Source organism: Homoserinimonas flava, assembly GCF_054969005.1.
In genome coordinates this window covers 296538-312297 of sequence record NZ_JBUEQS010000003.1, presented here as the reverse complement: position 1 = coordinate 312297, position 15760 = coordinate 296538, and the positions used below count along the sequence as shown (strand labels likewise).

At 66.2% G+C, this 15760-nt stretch carries 15 protein-coding genes; 4 read left to right on the top strand and 11 right to left on the bottom strand.

What is annotated here, in order from left to right; translation table 11 throughout:
• Positions 1-111: 111 nt before the first annotated feature.
• The 8 genes from ACY48M_RS10245 to ACY48M_RS10210 all read right to left on the bottom strand — a co-directional run bounded on the left by ACY48M_RS10245 (position 112) and on the right by ACY48M_RS10210 (position 8401).
• Positions 112-1236 (bottom strand): ABC transporter permease, encoded by a 1125-nt coding sequence (locus ACY48M_RS10245; RefSeq protein WP_462820186.1) that lies wholly within the window; start codon positions 1234-1236, stop codon positions 112-114.
• On the bottom strand, positions 1233-2117 hold the full coding sequence (locus tag ACY48M_RS10240; RefSeq protein ID WP_462820185.1) for an ABC transporter ATP-binding protein: 885 nt from the start codon (positions 2115-2117) through the stop codon (positions 1233-1235). The genes ACY48M_RS10245 and ACY48M_RS10240 overlap by 4 nt, the downstream gene beginning before the upstream one ends.
• Before the next feature lie 76 nt (positions 2118-2193).
• The gene (locus ACY48M_RS10235) at positions 2194-2877 is read right to left on the bottom strand and encodes a response regulator (protein ID WP_462820184.1); all 684 of its coding nucleotides are present in this window, start codon (positions 2875-2877) and stop codon (positions 2194-2196) included.
• Positions 2874-4181 carry a sensor histidine kinase gene (locus ACY48M_RS10230; RefSeq protein WP_462820183.1) on the bottom strand — a complete coding sequence of 436 codons (1308 nt, stop codon included), beginning with the start codon at positions 4179-4181 and terminating at the stop codon, positions 2874-2876. The genes ACY48M_RS10235 and ACY48M_RS10230 overlap by 4 nt, the downstream gene beginning before the upstream one ends.
• A 67-nt stretch (positions 4182-4248) precedes the next feature.
• Positions 4249-5064: an alpha/beta fold hydrolase gene (locus ACY48M_RS10225; RefSeq protein ID WP_462820182.1), complete on the bottom strand. Its 816-nt coding sequence runs from the start codon at positions 5062-5064 to the stop codon at positions 4249-4251.
• 43 nt (positions 5065-5107) lie between these two features.
• Positions 5108-5746, bottom strand: a complete 639-nt coding sequence (locus ACY48M_RS10220; protein WP_462820181.1) for a GntR family transcriptional regulator — start codon at positions 5744-5746, stop codon at positions 5108-5110.
• Complete coding sequence (acs, locus tag ACY48M_RS10215) at positions 5743-7755, bottom strand: acetate--CoA ligase (protein WP_462820180.1); 2013 nt, start codon at positions 7753-7755, stop codon at positions 5743-5745. Before acs ends, ACY48M_RS10220 begins: the two co-directional genes overlap by 4 nt.
• A 160-nt stretch (positions 7756-7915) precedes the next feature.
• A complete protein-coding gene (locus ACY48M_RS10210) occupies positions 7916-8401 on the bottom strand; it encodes a hemerythrin domain-containing protein (protein WP_462820179.1) in 486 nt (161 codons plus the stop codon).
• 186 nt (positions 8402-8587) lie between these two features.
• On the opposite strand from ACY48M_RS10210, the gene ACY48M_RS10205 reads away from it, so the two are divergent.
• Both ACY48M_RS10205 and ACY48M_RS10200 read left to right on the top strand, forming a co-directional pair.
• Complete coding sequence (locus tag ACY48M_RS10205; protein ID WP_462820178.1) at positions 8588-9973, top strand: LLM class flavin-dependent oxidoreductase; 1386 nt, start codon at positions 8588-8590, stop codon at positions 9971-9973.
• Between the two features lie 201 nt (positions 9974-10174).
• Positions 10175-11095, top strand: coding sequence for an AEC family transporter (locus ACY48M_RS10200; RefSeq protein WP_462820177.1), 921 nt, complete (start codon positions 10175-10177; stop codon positions 11093-11095).
• 141 nt (positions 11096-11236) lie between these two features.
• Here the strand turns inward: ACY48M_RS10200 and ACY48M_RS10195 are convergent, their stop codons facing one another.
• Positions 11237-12703 carry an Abi family protein gene (locus ACY48M_RS10195; protein ID WP_462820176.1) on the bottom strand — a complete coding sequence of 489 codons (1467 nt, stop codon included), beginning with the start codon at positions 12701-12703 and terminating at the stop codon, positions 11237-11239.
• Between the two features lie 174 nt (positions 12704-12877).
• On the opposite strand from ACY48M_RS10195, the gene ACY48M_RS10190 reads away from it, so the two are divergent.
• Together ACY48M_RS10190 and ACY48M_RS10185 are read left to right on the top strand one after the other, a co-directional pair.
• Positions 12878-13273, top strand: a complete 396-nt coding sequence (locus ACY48M_RS10190) for an ArsR/SmtB family transcription factor (protein ID WP_462820175.1) — start codon at positions 12878-12880, stop codon at positions 13271-13273.
• 8 nt (positions 13274-13281) lie between these two features.
• The gene (locus ACY48M_RS10185; protein WP_462820174.1) at positions 13282-14265 is read left to right on the top strand and encodes an SRPBCC family protein; all 984 of its coding nucleotides are present in this window, start codon (positions 13282-13284) and stop codon (positions 14263-14265) included.
• On the opposite strand, the gene ACY48M_RS10180 is transcribed toward ACY48M_RS10185, so the two are convergent.
• Together ACY48M_RS10180 and ACY48M_RS10175 are read right to left on the bottom strand one after the other, a co-directional pair.
• Positions 14262-15098 (bottom strand): exodeoxyribonuclease III, encoded by an 837-nt coding sequence (locus ACY48M_RS10180; protein WP_462820173.1) that lies wholly within the window; start codon positions 15096-15098, stop codon positions 14262-14264. The two genes, ACY48M_RS10185 and ACY48M_RS10180, sit on opposite strands and share 4 nt — an antisense overlap.
• Positions 15099-15161: 63 nt before the next feature.
• The gene (locus ACY48M_RS10175; protein WP_462820172.1) at positions 15162-15635 is read right to left on the bottom strand and encodes a hypothetical protein; all 474 of its coding nucleotides are present in this window, start codon (positions 15633-15635) and stop codon (positions 15162-15164) included.
• Positions 15636-15760 lie beyond the last annotated feature (125 nt).

The following is a 15760-nucleotide window of genomic DNA, read 5'->3' as shown; positions in this document are numbered from 1 at the left end:
GTGTCCCCCATCCCTGCCGGTTGAGTAGGCCGCCCGCGGCCGTATCGAAACCCACCCGCGCAACATTGGTTTCGATACGGCGCTGGCGCGCCTACTCAACCGGCAGGGGCACTACTTTGCGAGCGCCTCCTTCAGCTTCACGCGGGCGCCCATGCGGAGCAGACCGTTCTCGTAGATGCGTGCGCCGAGCGCGATGACCAGAAGGGTGGAGGCGAGCAGCACCGCGAGCGAAAGCGGCACCTCCCACCATTCGGCCGTGCCGAGGAACACCCGCATAGGCATACCGACGGGGGCCGAGAATGGCACGTACGACATGATCGCGAGCACGACCGGGTTGTCGTTGAAGAAGATCACCAAGAAGTAGGGGATCATCACGAGGTAGGTGATGGGTCCTGTCGTCACCCCAAGATCCTCCTGCCGCGAGACGAGGGCCGCCGCGGCCGCGAACAGCGAGGCGAGCAACACGAAGCCGAGCATGAAAAACACAACGAACCACACGAGTGACGGCCCCACCTCGGCGAGCAGCAGATCTTGACCCGACGCGAGCATCCCGACGCTCGCGGCCACCATGATGATGATGATCTGCCCGAACGCGAGGATGCTGTTGCCGATCACCTTGCCGGCGAGCATTGCACGCACGGGGATGGTGGCCATGATGATCTCGACGATGCGCGTCTGCTTCTCCTCGACGACACTCTGCGAGATGGCAAGCCCGAAGGTGAGGGCCGACATGAGGAAGATGAGTCCGAAGGCGAGGGAAACGAGATAAATGAGATAGCCGGCCGGGCCATCCTCCAACGGCGCGAGCAGGGTGACCTCCGGGGTCACGCTGAGAGCCTGCAGCACGGTGCCTGATGCCTCCTCAAGCGCGATGACTTCGACACCAGTGGCGGCATCGGCGGAGTTGCTCGGCACGATGGCGGCCTCGACTTCACCGTCGCGCACGAGGGCTTCGGCTTCGTCGACCGAGCTCGCCTCCGTGACATCCAATGCACCGGTTTCTTCGGCGAGGGCGACGGTCGACCCGACCGCCGCCACCTTTGGCAGTTCGACGGTGCGGCTCATGATGCCGCCGAAGACGACGGAGGCGACGACCGCGAGCACAAGGATGGCGGTGCTGATGAGGAATGCTTTGCTGCGGAGCCGCATGCGAATCTCGCGTTCGGCGACAAGCCACACCGCGCTGCCCATGCGGAGGGGGCGGATGTCACCGCCGGTCGAAGTCGGGCTGGTCACTGGATGACCTCCTTAAAGATCTGGGCGAGCGATGGATGCTGCGGGGTGAAGGCGAGCACGGAGCCGCCGGCGATCGCCGTGCGGAGCACACGCTGCGCGGTCTCTGCGCTGTCGGCGTCGAACACGGCGTACCCGCCGTCGAACTCTGCGACCTCGACGCCGGGCTCGTCGCGGAGCCAGCCAAGGTCGCCCGAGACGGTGAGTTCGTAGCGGTTGCCGGAGTGGGCGGCGCGGAGGCCCTCGCGGGACCCGCTGGCACGGATGCTGCCGTCGGCGATCACGACGAGGTCGTCACAGAGGCGTTCGACGATGTCGAGCTGGTGTGAGGAGAAGAGCACGGGCGCGCCCCGGTCGGCATAATCTTTGAGCACCCCGAGCACCACCTCGACGGCGATCGGGTCGAGGCCCGAGAAGGGTTCGTCGAGGATGAGCACGTCTGGCTCGTGCACGAGCGCGGCGGCGATCTGGGCGCGCTGCTGGTTGCCGAGCGACAGACTCTCGACCGTGTCATCGATGCGTTCGCCGAGGCCGAGCCGATCGAGCAGGGTGACGGCATTCGTTTTGGCCCGCTCGCGGTCGAGGCCGTGCAGCCGCGCGAGGTAGGTGATCTGCTCGGCGACCTTCATTTTCGGGTACAAGCCACGCTCTTCTGGCATGTACCCGAAGCGGGTGCGCCGGGCGTCGGAGATCGCTTCGCCGTCTAGTGTGACGGTGCCGGAATCCGGCGTCAGCACGCCCATCATGACGCGCATGGTGGTGGTTTTGCCGGCGCCGTTGCCGCCGACGAATCCGGTCATGCGTCCACGGGCGACGCTGAAGTTGACGTCGTCGAGCACCTTGCGCTCGCCGAAGGAGCGGGTGATGGAGTCGAGTTCGAGCATGGCTCCACGGTACGGATGCGGCGGGGGCCGAGCATCCGCCGCGCGGGTGGTCTTCGCGCTCCCCCTGCAGGTGGAGTTAGCCAGCGGTGGGAGCAGCGATGCCGTGCTCGTAGGCGAAGATGACGGCCTGGATGCGGTCGCGCAGCCCGAGCTTCATGAGCACTTTTGAGACGTGCGTCTTGACGGTGGCCTCGCCGACATAGAGGCGGCCGGCGATCTCTGAGTTCGAGAGGCCAGCGGCGAGCAGTTCGAGCACCTCACACTCGCGATCGGTGAGGTCCCGCAGCGATTCGGTGTCGCGGTTGGGCGCGGTCGCGGCCTCGCGAGGGAGCGGGTCGGCGCCGGTGAAGCGTGCGATCACCCGCCGGGTCACGGTCGGCGACAGCAGCGCATCGCCCCGAGCCACGACGGCGACGGCGTCGATGAGGTCTTCTGGGCTCGCGTTTTTTAGCAGGAACCCGGATGCCCCGGCCTGCAGCGCCTCAAACAGGTAGTCGTCGCGGTCGAAGGTGGTGAGGATGAGCACCCCGGCGGTGACGGAGTCGTCGGCCACGAGCATCCGCGTCGCTTCGAGCCCGTCCATTCCCGGCATCTGCACGTCCATGCAGATGACGTCTGGTGCGAGCTCGCGGGCGAGGGTGATCGCGTCGGCGCCGTTGGAGGCTTCGCCGACCACCTCGATGCCGGCTTCGCTCTGCAGGATGGTGCGGAATCCGGCACGCACCAGTTCTTGGTCGTCGACCAGCAGCACGCGCGTCATGCGGAAGCCTCTGCGGTGTCGAAGGGTTTCGGCGGTGCGGCGCTCGTGAGCGGCACGACCGCGCGCACAAGGTAGCCGCCGCGTGAGCGCGGACCGACCTCGAGCGTGCCGCCGACCGCCGTGAGTCGTTCGCGCATGCCGATGTGCCCCAGCCCTGGGCTGCGGCGCGAGCTCAGCCCGCGCCCGAGCCCCGTGTCGGTGATCTCAAGCTCGACGCGGTCGCCGAGATAGCGGAGGCGCACTTCGGCTTCCGCGCGATCGCCAGCGTGTTTGCGCACGTTGGTGAGGGCCTCCTGCGCCACCCGGTACAGGGTGAAGCCGACGAGGGTCGCTACGGGGTGCGGTTCTCCGACGACCACGAGAGTGACGTTGGTGCCGGCGCCACAGGTCGCGTCGACAAGCTGCGGCAGCTGTTCGAGGCCGCGGGTCGAGGCCGACTCGGCGGCGGCATCCACCGGCTCGTCGCCGGTGCCGGGGTCGCGCAGGGTGGTGAGGAGTCGGTGCAGTTCATCGACGGCAGAACGGGCATTCGACTCGATCACTTCGAGCGCTTCGGATGCTTTTGCCGGGTCGTGCGCCATGACACGTCGCGCCGCGCCCGCCTGCACCCCCATGACTGACACGTGGTGGGCGACGACGTCGTGGAGCTCGCGGGCGATGCGCACGCGGTCGAGCGCGACGGCCTGCTGCATGCCGTGTTCGCGTTCCTCGGCGAGTTCCGCGGTGCGGCGGACGAGTTCGGCGCGTTCCCGCGCGGCCGCCCACATGTGGTCGCCGAAATACCAGGCGCCACCGAAATAGAGCACGTTGGTGAGAAAGCTGATGAGCGCGTAGGAGGCGAACTGCGAGAACAGACCGCTCCGCGATACGTCGGGGAGCATGTCGGGGTCGCTCATCGAAATGATGAGATTGATGATGATCCACACGAACATGCCAACGACGATGACGAAGCGGACGACGGTCGCGACGCGACGACTCCGACCCCACGCACCGACGCTGTAGACGGCGATGAAGAGGGTGATGTTGCTCACAAGGAGCTCGGGCACGGCAAACTGCTGACCGACGAAGAAGGCGATCGAGATGACGACCGCGACGACCTCCGGGTAGCGTCGGCGCAGCGCGAGCGGCAGGGTGACGGCGGGGATGACGATGGCGCTGAGCCACAGGGGTGCCGGGTTCTCGAACCAGCCAAGTCGCACATACAGCATGAGGCTCAGCGTCGCGCCGACGAGCATCGCGACCGCGCCGAGGGTGTCGCGCCGCACTGCCGCGCGGTCGGGCAGCGGCCTCACCCAGTGGTCCATCCGTCAAGGCTAGCGAGCAACGGATGCCGCGGCATCCGTCGCGCGGGCTACCCCCGCCGGCTGAGCGCTACAGGTCGTGCTCAGCCAACCACCGGCACAGCACCCGCTCGAACTCTTCTGGCTGTTCGACGCTCGGTAGGTGGGCGGCGTCGGGAAACCGCGCCCCGTCGGCTTTCGGCAGTGCGGAGAGCTGGTATTCGTGCGCGACGAGCACTTCGCTGAGGTCGTGGTCGCCGATCATGATGAGCGTCGGCACCGTGATGTCGACGAGCCGATCGTAGGTGGGCGGCTCGAGCGGCACTGGCGTGGGTTTTTCGTTGAGGTGGGCGAGGTTTGGTTCGTTGAGTTGGTAGGCGGTGCGCACGAAGTCGGGGTCGAGCCCGCCACGGTCGCGGCGCACGCCGAATGCCCACAGTTCGACTTCGAGCCGGTTGAGGGTCTCCCATTCGGCCTGCTCGAAGGCCAGATCCATGCGGTCGATGAGCTCGTCTTCCTCTGGTGTGAGCTCGATCGGCGGAAACCCGCTGACTCCGCCGCCGACCGTCACCACCCCGGCGACCCGCTCGGGAAACTCGACCGCGACGTCGAGGGCGATCTGCCCGCCCCGCGAGCATCCGATGATCGTGGCCTTTTCGACCGCGACGTGGTCGAGCACGGCGACTACGTCGGCCCGGTTTGAGAACTCGACATCGCTCGTGGTGGTCTCGCCGAAGCCTCGGCAGTCGAAGCGGATCACGTGGTGCTGTTTGGCGAGGCTCGGCACGATCGCATCCCACATTCGCAGGGTGGCGATGCCCGCGTGGATGAGCAGCAGGCTGGGGGCCGACGGGTCGCCGTCGGTCTCGTAGTAGATGGATGCGCCGTTGACATCGAGTCGAGCCATACCGAGAGGCTATGCCTGGGGCTGGGCGAACACCAGCCCCTGCCTACGCTTCAGGAATGCGGATGCGACGCAGCCCCTCGATCGCGGTGATCGCTGCCGCGACGTCCCGCGCGCGGAGGGCGACGAGCAGCTCGTCTTGGCGCTGTGAGAGCTGCGCAAGATCGATCGCCTCCGGAAGGTGGAGGCTGCCGAGCCGAATCATGTACACGACCCCGGTGATGGAGCGCAGGAGCACATCGTTGTGTGACTGGGCGCTGAGTCGGGCGTAGAAGTCGAAGTTCGCTCTGGCGAGGGCGGAAAAGTCTGCCGTCGCGATGAGGGCGACGAACTCGTCGTGGTCGGCGGTCATGGCGGCGATGGTCTCGTCGGGCAGTGTTGGTACCACCTCTTCGACGAGCGCCCGGTAGAGCGCAATCCACACCGCCATGGCGTTGGCGGTTTGTTGCGGGGTCACCTGGGCGACGCGGGTGAAGCGGTTGGCTGATGCTTCGATCACGCCGAGGTTGCGAAGCCGCTGAATGGCTTCCCGCACGGGGGTTCTCGACACGCCAAACCGTTCGGCGAGTTCAGCGTCGCTCAGCCGGTCGCCTGGCAGGAGGGTTCCGTCGTAGATCGCCTCGAGCAGGTGGTCGTGCACTGTTGCGACGACGGGGCTCGAAGTTACTTCTGCGTCGTCGTTCACCGAGCCAGCTTAGAGCCCTCCCGGGCCGCGACGATGGTCGCGATGGTCTGCGGCACGGTCGAATCCTGCAGCGAGGTCACGTCGCCGAGTGGTCTGCCGTCGATGATGTCGCCGAGCAGCCGCCGCATGATCTTGCCGGAGCGGGTCTTCGGCAGGTCGGGCACAACGATGATGTCGCGCGGCTTCGCAACGGGCCCGATCTCGTGCGCAATGTGGGTGCGGAGGGCCGCCGTGAGTGCGTCTGCGTCGACCTCGCGGGAGGGCACGACGAAGGCGATGATCGCCTCGCCTGTCGTCGCATCCGTGCCCCGTGTCACCCCGGCTTCGCCGACGAGCGGATGCGACACCAGCGCCGACTCGATCTCGATCGTCGAGAGGCGGTGACCCGACACGTTGATGACATCATCGACGCGGCCGAGCACCCACATGTCGCCGTCGGCGTCGGCTTTGCCGCCGTCGCCGGAGAAGAAGAACCCTTGCTCGGCGAAGCGTGCCCAGTACGAGTCGAGGTAGCGCTGCGGGTTGCCCCACACGGTGCGCGCCATCGCCGGCCAGGTGCCCTCGATGACGAGGTAGCCGCCGGCGCCCGGTGCGACATCCGCACCGTTGTCGTCGACGATGCGCGTCGTGAGGGCCGGCAGCGCTCGGCTCACCGAACCCGGCTTGAGGGTTGTGACGCCGGGGAGTGGGGCCATGATGGCCGCGCCAGTCTCCGACTGCCACCACGTGTCGATGATGGGTGCGGTGCCTGCGCCGACGTTGGCGCGGAACCACATCCACGCCTCCGGGTTAATCGCCTCACCCACCGAACCGAGCAGGCGGATGCTCGACAGGTCGTATTCGGCGGGCACCCCATCCGGAAACCACGTCATGGTGGTGCGCACGAGCGTCGGCGCCGTGTAATAGATCGTCACGCCGTATTTCGCGATGATCTCGAAGTGGCGGCCGGGCTTCGGGGTGTCTGGCGTGCCCTCGTACATGACCTGCGTCACGCCGTTCGAGAGCGGCCCGTAGAGGGCGTAGGTGTGGGCGGTGACCCAGGCGAGGTCGGCCGTGCACCAGTACACGTCGCCCGGCTTGATGTCGAAGATCGCCCAGTGGCTCCACGAGCTCTGCGCAAGGTAGCCGCCGCTCGTGTGCACGAGCCCCTTCGGCTTGCCCGTCGTTCCCGAGGTGTAGATGATGAAGAGCGGATGCTCGGAGTCGAAGTATTCGGCCTCGTGGGTCTCTGGCTGCCGGTCGACCACGTCGTGCCACCACACGTCGCGGCCCTCCGTCCACGGGACATCCGTTTCTCCGGTCCGGCGCACGACGAGCACGTGCTCAAGCGTGTCTTGCCCGGCCGCAGCCGCATCGGACTGCGCCTTCACGGGCACGGCCTTGCCGCGCCGGAACTGCCCGTCGCTCGTCACGAGCAGCTTCGCCCCCGTGTCTTCGATGCGGAACCGCAGCGCCTCCGCACTGAAACCCCCGAACACGAGGGAGTGCACGGCACCGACCCGCGCGATCGCGAGCGTAATGATCGCCGTCTCGGGGATGACCGGCAGGTACACGACGACCCGGTCGCCGGGCCCGATGCCGAGCTCCGTGAGGGCGTGCGCCGCCTTCGCCACCTCGCGCTGCAGGTCGGCGTAGGTGATCGTGCGGGTGTCGCCACGCTCACCCTCAAAGTGGTACGCGACCTTCCCACCGTTGCCGGATGCCACGTGCCGGTCGACACAGTTGACGGCGACGTTGAGGCGGCCGCCCACAAACCACTCCGCCTGCGGAGGCTGCAGCGTCCCGTCCGCCTGCAGCGCCGGCTGCCACGTGTGGGCGGTGTGCCACGGCTCGTGCCAGTCGAGGCGGTGCGCGGCCCGCTCCCAAAACGCGGTGGGGTCTGCCGCGGCATCCGCCCATGCTTCGCGCCCGACGTTCGCGCCCGCCGCGATGTGCTCTGGGGCGGCAAAGCTGCGGGTTTCGACGAGGAGTTCGCGGATGTCGGTGCTCGGGATGTCGGTGCTGCTCACCAGACAACGGTATGCCCCCACACGGGCCGGCCCCGCATCCGCCCGTCACACAGCGCCACGTGGGCGCCGTGACGCGACTCCCCGCCGCTGTGACTCGCGCCGAATGGCCCTTCCAGGCGCCCGCAGGGGGCGATTTGGCGCAAGTGAACTGCGTTTCGACTCACAGAGGGCCGAGCACCACAGCGGGATCCGCGTCGAGGTGCAGGGTTTCGAGCACAACCAGCAGCTGCCGCTCCTCGTAGCGGAAGTGGCTCTCCATGATGGCCGACACCCCCTCGACGTGCAGCAGCAGCTCGGCCGGCGTCGCCGCACGGTCGACAGCGGACTGTAGCCCGCCGAGCAGGTGAGCGATCATCGAGTGATCCTGTTCGAGCGCCCTGAGCGTGTCTGCGAGCTGCGGATGCTGCGCCGCGATCGCCGGAAACAGCGTGCGGTCCTCGCCGCGATGGTGTGCGTCGAGCGCCGCGCAGAACCCGTGGCAGAACAGCAGCAGGTCCCGCGACGCCGAATCGGCTTCGCGACCGTCTTCGAGCGCCTCCATCGTGACGCGCAGGGCACCGCGGAGGCGCTCGTGCACGGCGCGCAGTTCAGCACTCCAGGCGACGATCCTCGCACGCTCGCCCTCAGGCTGGTGACGCTCAGTCACGCGAGAGCGAAGTTGACGACAGAGTCATGTCGTGTCCCTTCGGTTCGGCGCCTCCATGCCTGACACTGACTGCCACCGGCACGCGACGCTGGCTCCACTCTAGCGATGCGTGACGAAATGTGTCACGTCCATTCGCGCGCGCGGGGGCGCGGGGCGACCATTGTCTTCTCAGCGAAAGGCAGCCCCATGACCCGGCAGATCCGATTCAACGCATTTGACATGAACTGTGTCGCGCACCAGTCGTCTGGGCTGTGGCGCCACCCGCAAGACCGCTCACGCAACTACAACACCCTCAGCTACTGGACCGAGCTCGCCAAGCTGCTCGAACGCGGACGCTTCGACGGCATCTTCATCGCCGACGTGCTCGGCACCTATGACGTGTACGGCGACGGCAACGAGGCGCCCATCAAGCATGGCGCGCAGGTTCCCGTCAACGACCCGCTCATGCTCGTCTCGGCCATGGCGACCGTCACCGAGCACCTCGGCTTCGGCGTCACCGCTGGCACGGCGTATGAGCATCCGTACCCGTTCGCTCGTCGCATGTCGACGCTCGACCACCTCACGAACGGCCGTGTCGGCTGGAACGTCGTCACCGGCTACCTGCCGAGCGCCGCCCGCAACATGGGTCACGACGACCAGATGGAGCACGACGAGCGCTACAACCACGCCGACGAATACCTCGAGGTGCTCTACAAGCTGTGGGAAGGCTCGTGGGAGGATGACGCGGTTGTCGTCGATCGGGAGTCCGGTCTCTTCACCGACCCGTCGAAGGTGCACTCGATCGGCCACGAGGGCAAGTACTTCACGGTGCCCGGCATCCACATCTCGGAGCCGTCTCCGCAGCGCACTCCCGTGATCTACCAGGCGGGCGCGTCACCGCGCGGCATCGAGTTCGCGGCAGGCAACGCTGAAGCGATCTTCGTCGCGGCGCCGACAAAAGAGGTGCTCAAAGAGACCGTCAAGAGCATCCGTGACGCGATCGAGGCAACCGGCCGCGACCGCTACTCTGCCCGCATCTACACGCTGCTCACCGTCATCACCGACGCGACGCCGGAGAAGGCGCGCGCCAAGCACGCCGAATACCTGACGTATGCGAGCGAAGAAGGCGCGCTCGTCTTCATGTCGGGCTGGATGGGCATCGACCTGTCGCAGTACGACCTCAACGAGCCGGTCGGCAACGTCAAGAGCAACGCGATTCAGTCGACCGTGTCGAACTTTCAGAAGGCAAACGCCACGGGCGGCGAATGGACCGTCGGCGACATCGCCCGGCACAGCGCCATCGGCGGCCTCGGCCCCACCATCATCGGCTCGGGCGAAGAGATCGCCGACCAGCTGCAGGAGTGGGTCGACGAGACGGATGTCGATGGCTTCAACCTTGCCTACGCGATCACGCCCGGCACCTTCGAAGACATCGTGGAGTATGTGATCCCCGTGCTGCAGGCGCGCGGCGTCTACCCCACGGAGTACACCGAGGGCACGCTCCGCAACAAGCTGTTCGGCGCGGGCGACCACCTGCCCCCCGAGCACAAGGGTGCCGGCTACAAGGTTTCGCAGCGCGCGCTCGTCGGCTGAGTAGCCCGCTGGTTGAGTAAGCCCGCTGGTTGAGTAAGCCCGCTAGGGCTGTATCGAAACCCCGTGCCGATCGGCGGGTTTCGATACGGCCGCGAGCGGCCTACTCAACCAGCGGGATCTCAGTCGGCAACCCGAGGCTCGTCATCGGTCGACGTGATGTGCTCGTCATCCTGAGGGCGCCGCCGCTGGCAGGATGGACCCATGGGTGGCGTCCTCGTCGGTTTCGCGATCATCGCGTCGATCATCGCCGCGGGCTACGTGCTCGGGCGCATCCGTCTCCTCGGCCCCCACGCGCCGCTCGTGCTCGCGCGGCTCGTGTACTTCGTGCTCGCGCCGTGCCTGCTGTTCACGATCCTCTCGACCACCCCGGTCGATCAGCTCTTCTCCCCCGCCCTCGCCATCGCCGCCCTTGCCGCGGCGATCGCGATCACCGCCTTCGCGCTCATCGCCAGACTGCTGTGGCGGCGCGCGATGCCCGAGGCGATCATCGGTTCGCTTTCATCCGGATACGTCAACGCCAACAACATCGGCATCCCCGTTGCGGTCTACGTGCTGGGGGATGCCGCGGCATCCGCCCCCATCATCCTGTTGCAGCTGCTCGTGCTCGCGCCGATCGGGCTCGCGCTGCTCGACATGGCGACGAAGGGTCGGGGCTCGCTGCTCTCGACGATCGCGCAGCCGCTGCGCAACCCCATCCTCATCGGTTCGGCGCTCGGCGTGATCGTCTCGATCTCGGGTGTGACGCTGCCAGAACCGGTGATGGAACCGTTCCTCATTGTCGGCGCCGCCTCCGTGCCACTCATGCTGCTGAACTACGGCATCTCGCTGCACGGCCAGCGCATTCTGCAGCCGAAGTCGGGGCGCAAAGATGTGCTGCTCGCCTCCGCCATCAAGCTCGCCCTCATGCCGCTCGCCGCCTGGGCGATCGCGCGCTTCGGGTTCGGCCTCGACGGCCAGGAGCTTTTCGTCGCCGTTGGGCTCGCCGCCCTGCCGACCGCGCAGAACATTTTCAACTACGCGCAACTGCACAACCGCGGCGTCATTGTCGCAAGGGACACGATCTTTGTCACGACGTTGGGGTCGCTTCCCGTGCTGCTGCTGATCGCCGCCCTCTTGAGCTGAAACCCTGCGCTAGTCCCGATGAGCTGGCCCAGGTCGGGCATCTGGCGTGTAGTCGGTGTCTCCTTGTTCTGACGCTCACCAGGCGCACTTGCTCTGGCTTTGGCTTTGGCTTTGGCCAAGAGTCTGCACGCCATCGGGCAGCTAGGGAAAGGTGGGCCGTGCTCCTCCGACAGTCAGAGTGCCCTCCTGGAGTTGTTCGAGCGGAGTGGCAGCGCGGGCGCGCACCGGGGTGATCCACCATTCCAAGATTCGCCACCGAGCATCCTCGTCGGCAGTGCCGTCGTCCGTCAGGCGCGCATACAATTCAGCGTTGATGTCGCCGACAACGGAGTGAATGTCCCCAGAGTCAGTATTCAGTTGGAACGACGGGAACAGTTTCGTTTGGCCCATAGTGACCCACACCAGGGCATGCCGACTTCGTAGGTAGTTCAGCCAGCTACGACGGTCTTTCGGTTCCCGGCTGCGAAGGCGTTCACGCATCGACGAACTGCTCGCCAGATCAAGATCCGCCAACAGACTGACCTGCTTGGCAATTTTCGGATCCCGCTGATAGTCATCCCGCCACATGCCAGCGGTCTCCCAGGCGGGTGGATACCCGAGTGCGTCCGGATCCAGCTCCAACTCGCTGATCCGCAACTGGATGAGAGTTTGGATGCGGATCCTCCAATCTGCCGATGGCGCGACCCTGGCGAGAAGAAACGTGAGCACCGAAATCGTGCCGTACAGGCGCCGCTGCGACTTGTCCGTAAGATGGGCTAGATCGGGTACGTGAGCGGCCGAGGCCAGCTCAACAGAAAAACTGCGGTTCCACAGGCGTGAGTGGTGGGCGCAGAGGTTCCGAATGTAGCGAATGTGGTTCAGCCAGTTTGATAGCAGTGCTGAATCACCTTTGCCGTCTTTATTGATCAGGTCCAAGCTGGCCGCGATCCGCTCACGGTCATCTTGAGTGGAACCGTCGTACAGTTGCGCAAGAGTCCCGAAGGACATCACCTCGGTCGCCACCCATACCGGGAGGTGCGGACCGTACTTAGAGCGAAAGTGCGTAGCGAACGCCTCTTGGGACCGGCGTTCCTGTTCGTCGAAGCGCTCCAGCCACTCCTGATGGCGCGTCTTCAAGGGCGCCTTCTGGTCGAGCTTAGTCTTCGTTTCGGGGTGCACAGGCGGACCCGACGAGGTTGATTCTTCAGGATCGGCGTGAGTCGGAGAAGTCACCGAGTTGAATCCCGGGGCCAAAGCAGTCGGTTTGCGGTGGGCGAATATGTCTCGGCGTCCGAGGGTGTGGCCGACTTGGAATCGGATGGCGACCTCAACTGCTTCCAGGGCCTCAAACAGGGAGGCCCTCAGTTCGCGATCGAAGTCGTACAGCGCGGAGACGCGCGCGAGTGTCGTCCCGGGCCGAACTGTCGACTTCACGACGATGTTGCCACCGTCGTCAGCATCCCGCTCACGATATGGGTACCAGTACCCCGAGAGCCGGTAGTAGCCGATCCGACTCAACAGTGCTTCTGCGGTGTCCCGGTCCCCAACATCCATGCCGCGCGTCGCGAGTAACGCAACTTGCTCACGTACCGTCTTGAACGGCTTGGCGTAGCTGCTGTCGTGCGTCATAAAAGAAAACTAGCCGCCTCTCGGTGAAGAGATAGCGGCTAGCCGTGTTGAGAACAAACTAACACACCACCCCTGCGCTTGGCTGGGAGGTGGTGTGGTGCGCAGCGCAACAACGAGCTCATCCCGACAAGCATGCGTTGACGGATGCGCACCCAGGGCGTAATCTACAACCAAATGGTTGCATATATTCAGCGAGCAGATGACGAGTCCCGGTTCGACCTCAGCGACGACGAGGTCGACCGGCTCTTCCGAGCCCTCGCCGACGCGACGCGCCGGGACATCCTGCGCCGCATCCTCGTGGAGGACGCGACGGTGTCCCAGCTCGCCGCACCGTACGACATGTCATTCGCCGCCGTGCAGAAACACATCGCCGTCCTGGAGGGAGCAGGTCTCGTGACCAAACGACCGCAGGGCCGCGAACGCATCGTGCGCGGAAACCCCGACGCCATCCAGCGGGCCCAGGCCCTGCTAGGGCGGTTCGAACAGATCTGGCGCCGCCGGATCGACCGCCTGGATGCACTGCTCGCCGACGACGGACGTCTCGAGCCCGACCGCACCACCGACCGCTAGGAGTCATCATGCCCATCACGTCAGTCGAAAAAGACGTCGACGCCCTCACGCTCACGATCGTCGCCGAGTTCCCGGTGCCGGTGCGCCGCCTGTGGGATGCCTATGCCGATCCCCGGCAGTTGGAGAAGTTCTGGGGGCCGGAGGAATGGCCCGCGACCTTCACCCGTCACGACATGACGGTCGGCGGCCGCTCCGACTACGCCATGAACGGCCCGGACGGCGAGCGGTCGGCAGGCTACTGGGAGTTCACCGCGGTCGACGAGGGGCGCTCGTTCGAAGTTCGCGACGGCTTCGCCTCCGACGATGGCACGCCCAACGCCGACATGCCGTCCATGACGATGCTGTTCGAGTTCTCCGGGTCCGGTGCGGGCTCCAAGGTTGTCACGACGACACGCTTCGGTTCCCTCGAGGAACTCGAGCAGCTTCTCGAGATGGGCATGGAAGAGGGGCTGCGTTCGGCGATGTCGCAGATCGACAGGGTCGTCGAAGACCTGGCCTCCTTCGCGGCGGGCGAGGGCACCGAACTGCAGCTCCTCAGTGACACCCACGTGCGCGTGAGCCGCGTCATCCGGGGATCGGTCGAGCAGGTTTGGGGCGCACACCACGACCCTGAGCTCATGCAGCGGTGGCTTCTCGGTCCGGACGGGTGGCGCATGAGCGAGTGCACCATCTCGAGCGGCGTCGGCGAACCGTATCGCTACGCGTGGGAACCGACCGACGGCAGCGAGGGTGCCTTCGCCTTCGTCGGCGTGACCCTGGAATCCGAGCCGCCCCACCGTGAGGTCGCGACCGAGCTGATGGAGGGAATGCCCGGCCCCGGCACGCGCAATGAGCTGAGCTTTCGGGCCGTCGAGGGCGGCACGCTCCTGTCGCTCGTCATCATCTATCCCGACGTCGAGACCAGGGACATGATCCTCGCCACCGGCATGGTTGACGGCATGGAGACCAGCTACGAGCGGCTTGAGCGGGAGGTGCTCGGAGCGGTCGTCTAGAAAATCATGGGCCGGTCGTCGTCGTCGCCATCGAGCGCAAGGTCGACGACGACGGGTACGTGGTCGCTCGGGGCGTCGCCCTTGCGCTCATTGCGGTGGATGGAAGCATCCGTCACCAGGTCTGCAAACTCGGGCGAACCGAGGATGAAGTCGATGCGCAGCCCCTCGTTGCGCGGAAACCGCAGCTGCTTGTAGTCCCAGTACGTGTAACCCTCTGGCACGACCGGCCGCACCACATCGGTGACATCGATCGACTCGAAGGCGAAGAACGCGTCGCGCTCGGCCGGCGAAATGTGCGTTGAGACGCCTGGCACGAGCGTGGGGTCGCCGACATCCGAATCGAGCGGTGCCACGTTAAAGTCGCCCATGAGGGCGAGCGGGCTCCCCGGATTCGCCGCCATCCAGGCCGCGGATGCTTCACGCAACCGCGTGAGCCAGTCCAGCTTGTAGACGTAGTGGGGGTCGTCAAGCGAGCGCCCGTTCGGCACGTAGAGCGACCACAGCCGCACACCATCGACCGTGGCGCCGATCGCGCGGGCCTCGAGCGGCTGGTCCGGCCCCTCGGCGCCCTTGAGAAAGCCGGGCTGCTGGTCGAATGACAGCTCGACATCCTCCAGCGGGAGACGGCTCGCAAAGGCGACGCCGTTCCACTGGTTGAGGCCGTGCGCGACGACCTCGTACCCGGCCTCCTCGAATGCCTCGAGGGGGAACTGCTCCGGCTTGCACTTGATCTCCTGCATGCCGAGCACGTCGATGTCTTCGCGGACGAGCCAGTCGACGACCCGCCCGTGACGGGTGCGGATGGAGTTCACATTCCAGGTGGCGACACGCATGCCACCACGCTATCGGGCCCTGGGTTTCGATACGGCCGCGAGCGGCCTACTCAACCGACGGGATCAGCGGCCTGCGAGCAGGTTCACACCGAGCATGCCGAGAACACCGAACACGATGCCCCACAGGATGATCGAGATCGTCTGCCAGAAGATGACGGCGCTCCGCGAGGCACCCCAGCCCACCATGGCACCCGAGGTGATCTGGCTCGGCAGCACGGTCTGGCCGAGCAGGCTCACGCCGGCGACGCCGAACCGGTCGAAGCGGTCTTTGAACTTCTGCTTGCGGGGGCTCAGCGGCTTCTCATCGGAACCGCGACGCTCGCGGATCTTCTTGAAGAGCAGCACGACAAGCACCATCGAGATCCAGTTGCCGACGATCGCTGCAACGATCGCGACGACCGGGGGCACGCCGGCGAGCACACCGACGAGCGCGCCACCGTACGACTCCACGAACGGGATCGCGCTGATGAGGATCACCGCCGCCCACTGCCAAAACGGGGAGACGGACTCGGTGAACGCCTGGAGCGCATCGATCACGGGTGGTGCCTTTCGGTGGGGGACGGTCATCTCACGCTATCGAGGCGCCTTGGCCCGAGGCATCCGCCAGCCGACGGAGTCCGGGCGGGGGAGACCGTACACGCGGCCGCAACATTGGCGGGGTA

What these genes read in the sequence shown, in the direction of transcription:
- ACY48M_RS10240 (WP_462820185.1), bottom strand. Translation starts at nt 2,117, where the DNA reads ATGCTCGAACTCGACTCCATCACCCGCTCCTTCGGCGAGCGCAAGGTG.
- ACY48M_RS10235 (WP_462820184.1), bottom strand. Translation starts at nt 2,877, where the DNA reads ATGACGCGCGTGCTGCTGGTCGACGACCAAGAACTGGTGCGTGCCGGA.
- ACY48M_RS10230 (WP_462820183.1), bottom strand. Translation starts at nt 4,181, where the DNA reads ATGGACCACTGGGTGAGGCCGCTGCCCGACCGCGCGGCAGTGCGGCGC.
- ACY48M_RS10225 (WP_462820182.1), bottom strand. Translation starts at nt 5,064, where the DNA reads ATGGCTCGACTCGATGTCAACGGCGCATCCATCTACTACGAGACCGAC.
- ACY48M_RS10205 (WP_462820178.1), top strand. Translation starts at nt 8,588, where the DNA reads ATGACCCGGCAGATCCGATTCAACGCATTTGACATGAACTGTGTCGCG.
- ACY48M_RS10200 (WP_462820177.1), top strand. Translation starts at nt 10,175, where the DNA reads ATGGGTGGCGTCCTCGTCGGTTTCGCGATCATCGCGTCGATCATCGCC.
- ACY48M_RS10195 (WP_462820176.1), bottom strand. Translation starts at nt 12,703, where the DNA reads ATGACGCACGACAGCAGCTACGCCAAGCCGTTCAAGACGGTACGTGAG.
- ACY48M_RS10190 (WP_462820175.1), top strand. Translation starts at nt 12,878, where the DNA reads ATGGTTGCATATATTCAGCGAGCAGATGACGAGTCCCGGTTCGACCTC.
- ACY48M_RS10185 (WP_462820174.1), top strand. Translation starts at nt 13,282, where the DNA reads ATGCCCATCACGTCAGTCGAAAAAGACGTCGACGCCCTCACGCTCACG.
- ACY48M_RS10180 (WP_462820173.1), bottom strand. Translation starts at nt 15,098, where the DNA reads ATGCGTGTCGCCACCTGGAATGTGAACTCCATCCGCACCCGTCACGGG.